Origin of the sequence: Acidiphilium sp., assembly GCF_049977125.1 — a bacterium.
Taxonomy (GTDB): Bacteria; Pseudomonadota; Alphaproteobacteria; order Acetobacterales; family Acetobacteraceae; genus Acidiphilium.
The window spans coordinates 1-3,330 of record NZ_JBMFGY010000236.1; the positions used below are offsets into that span (position 1 = coordinate 1).

The window sequence follows — 3,330 nt, forward strand, 5'->3', positions numbered from 1 at the left end:
CAATAAGGCGTATAAAATTTTTATATACACCATCTTTGCTTAATATTTCTAGTACATACGCTGCGTATAGCAACGTGCGGAATTGCCAAGCGTCCCCCCGCACTTGGCCCCCATTCACAACAATATCTAGCGTTTTCCCTCGCTGATAGGGCCATTCCCCGACCAGCGAAAAGGACATTTGAGCCGCCAGAAGGTCGGCATAGTACGGGTCGCCCGTCATCAGCAGCGGAAGATATGTGAGGTCAGGCATGTGCGCCGGATCGGTCATCCACGGTGACGATGCCGCGTTGATCGGAATGCAATTGCCGCTCGCATCGACAGGATCTGTCCAGAGCGGGAGATTGTTCGGGGTCGCGTCATAAGGCGACCAGTAAGCGCCCGTCGCGGGGTTGTAGTAGTTCCACGGGATCGAGCCGGATACGCGAGCCGCACCAAGCATAGCGGAGATCGCGCCCGCATCGCCGGTCATCAGCGCGACCACATCGGCTAAGAAGTCCTCGCCAATGTCATTGCGCCCGCCGACAGTGGGCATATACTCGGTCACGATGGTATCCTGCATCGGCGCGTATGCCGGAACGTTCTGATAGTCCGCAACGGTGGCAGGCAGCACACCAAGCGCCAGGTTGTAAGGGCGCGTGCAGTCGGCGGCAAGCAGATCAACCGGATTGCCGTATGCCGCGATGACGGGCTGATACCCTACCAGCGCATCCCATTTCCCGCTGAACCACTGCACGATGTCGGAATAGGTCGAAGCCACACCATCAGCCGTGATCGTCGCGGAATAGGCGCACACATCGCTATTGCGCGGCGGGTAATCGGATGGAGCAATCTCGATATCGGTGATATCGGCGGCGACGACAACACGAGCGCCCATTGATCCATCGGCGTAGAACGAGACCCACGCATAAGCCCGCATGATGCCGGTCGCGCCGTCAATCCGATCGACGTTGACATAAGCGGTCGTGACCAGCGGCCCGGAGCGCGTCAGGACCGGCGAGGTTGTCGCCTTGAGCGCTGCCATGAGATCGACCGAGATCGGCGCGGTGAGGCGCTGGTTCGCCGCCCCGGATGTTGGCGTGATGTCAACGGTCAGGGTGTGCGAACCGATCGCGGTCGCGAGGTCGATCGGCGTTGCGGTCGCGGTGACGGGCGAGAACTCATTGAAGAACACGGACGCGGCGGTTTGCGCGGGGATCTGCGTCGTGACCTGTGCCAAGCACATCGAACCATCAGAATAGCGCGTCAGGGCGTCGATCTGCGTCGGCGCGGCGCTGGCGAGGGATTGCCCGGTCGCGAGTTGACCGCGCTGGAATAGATGGCCGAATGAAACGTAATCTGACTTCGATGTGATGGGCGCGGTGAAACGCTCGTTGAACAGTGCGCCAGATGAAAGTGCAGGGAAGGTCGGCGGCAGGATGTTGCCGGTGGATGCGGACATGGTGATTTCCTATTCAGGACAGCGGGATCGGGATCGGCGCGGCGATCACCCGAGCCGACAGACTTGCCTTTGCAACACCGGTCGCAACCGGTGTCGTGATGGTGATGGCCGACAGCCCGGCGATCAGCGCCTTGATCAGCGCCACGCCCTCAGCGACTGCGAGCGCCGTGCCTGATGGCAGCGGCAGGAGCGCCATGACCGCGCCGATGGCGGTCACCACGTCACCAGCAAAGGCCGCCATGCTGGTCGAACCGGACGGAAGCCCGGCGAACTCGGACACCGCCGTCGTGAGCACGTTGAGATCGTTCGACAGCGAGACTTGCGCCGCCTTGGAGAGCGCGACGGTTGCGGACGCGGCGACGATCTGCACCGCTTCGAGGATCGCCTTGGCCTCGGCCTGCGCGGCCGCCAAGTTCACGGTGATCGTAGTCCCGAGCGGATTGCCGAACGTGCCAGTCGTGCAAGCGGCGAGTGCGAGCGCGGTAACGCCAAGCGAGGCGGTGCCGAACAGGGCGCGGCGGGAGAGGGTCATTGGGGCTTGCTTTCGGTTGTGTTGGAATCGGGGGGAGATTGGGAGACCGCCGCCGCGGTGCTTTCGACGATTGGCAAGGCGTCATCGAGCGCGGCCTTCCAGCCTTCCTTGATGACGATTGCGGCCAAGCCGGCGATCACCGATCCGGCCAGCATCACGTCATGGAGGACCGGCATGGGGACGGTGACGCCCGCAACCCCGAGGATGGCGGCAATGCCGGCGTAGGACGATGGTTCGGACAGGCGATCAAGCACGCTCAGCCAGGCGGCTTTGCTGGTGGTTTTGACGGTCATAGAAGCCTCCTATAAGAGTGAAAGATCAGCGCCGCGCTAGGCCGTGATCGTATCCGCCGCGCGGGCGGCTATGCGGGCGATGAGGGTGGGGTGGGTCATTTATTCGGATCGACCTTTTCCGCGTTAATCACGTCATCGGTCGCCGTGACGATATGCGGCGAGAACGCGCCCCATGGGCAAGTATTCATCGCATCACGAAGAAACTGCCAATGCGCCTCGTCGAGCAATAGCGCATCGGATGCCTTGTCTAGCCCGTCGAGTACGATCATTGCGCGGCGCATGGAATCGACCGTCACGCCACCCTGTTTTGGTGCGCTTACGGCGGTGCGGAACAGCATGGCGCTGGTGAGGTTTTCGGTGTCGGAGATCGGCGCGTCGAAGGTGCGGAGGGGGATGGAGCGGAGCATGTTGTAATCCTTATGCGGTTGCAGAGACGCCCACGTAGTACGTGGTGCCAGTTGAATCTTTGATCGCTACAGTTCCGGTGGGGGTAAACGACGAGGCGACGTAAGCGTTAGCGAGTTGGAGGAAGCCGGTGAGAATGAAATTCCCATTTCCAAGTAGTTGCGCCAAGAGAACCGCGCTACCGCCAATTTGAAAATCCCACCAAGCATGACCGCCAACCCCTGTGTTAGAGGGGCGATAGTTTACATAGTCACATTCCGCGCCGTAATTTTTGTTGTTCCATCCCAAAAAACCACCCTGTCCTGCGTTTATCGTTGCTGGAATGGTGACATCGCCCCATACTACCGATGTAGACGCTATTAATCCGCCGGTTAGCTTCATCGTTCCGGTTGGCGATAGATTTGCAATCTCACCGCTGCCCATGCCGGTGGTCGATGGGATACCGGTTGAAAGAAGCTGCACCCACGAAAAACCACCCGTTAAGGTGCCTGGGTTGTTAATGAAGTCAGACTCACCAAACCCTAGACGATCGCTTGAGGAATAAGCCCCCGCGAATGTCAAAACATTAGAGGAATCAGCGTTATTCCCAGAATAAACAATTCCCGTAGCGATTGAGTCGGGGCGGCTCGATGCCCGGCTGGAATACAAGATCCAGAAGGCGC

Annotated in this window: 5 protein-coding genes; all 5 read right to left on the reverse strand. The window is 59.9% G+C overall.

Annotation, left to right across the window (positions count from 1 at the left end; translation table 11 throughout):
* Nucleotides 1–1,438: hypothetical protein (locus ACP5E6_RS17345; RefSeq protein ID WP_427956316.1), on the reverse strand; the 1,438-nt coding region annotated here is incomplete at its 3' end.
* Nucleotides 1,439–1,451: 13 nt separating this feature from the next.
* Nucleotides 1,452–1,970, reverse strand: coding sequence for a hypothetical protein (locus tag ACP5E6_RS17350; protein WP_427956318.1), 519 nt, complete (start codon nt 1,968–1,970; stop codon nt 1,452–1,454).
* Nucleotides 1,967–2,263, reverse strand: coding sequence for a hypothetical protein (locus ACP5E6_RS17355; protein ID WP_427956321.1), 297 nt, complete (start codon nt 2,261–2,263; stop codon nt 1,967–1,969). The genes ACP5E6_RS17350 and ACP5E6_RS17355 overlap by 4 nt, the downstream gene beginning before the upstream one ends.
* 95 nt (nt 2,264–2,358) lie before the next feature.
* Entirely contained in the window at nt 2,359–2,670 is a 312-nt protein-coding gene (locus ACP5E6_RS17360; protein ID WP_427956323.1) for a hypothetical protein, read from the reverse strand.
* A gap of 10 nt (nt 2,671–2,680) precedes the next feature.
* On the reverse strand, nt 2,681–3,330 hold a 650-nt coding region (locus ACP5E6_RS17365), incomplete at its 5' end, for a hypothetical protein (RefSeq protein WP_427956325.1).

Excerpts from the sequence above, each read along its gene's own strand:
- ACP5E6_RS17350 (WP_427956318.1), bottom strand. The coding sequence starts at position 1,970 with ATGACCCTCTCCCGCCGCGCCCTGTTCGGCACCGCCTCGCTTGGCGTT.
- ACP5E6_RS17355 (WP_427956321.1), bottom strand. The coding sequence starts at position 2,263 with ATGACCGTCAAAACCACCAGCAAAGCCGCCTGGCTGAGCGTGCTTGAT.
- ACP5E6_RS17360 (WP_427956323.1), bottom strand. The coding sequence starts at position 2,670 with ATGCTCCGCTCCATCCCCCTCCGCACCTTCGACGCGCCGATCTCCGAC.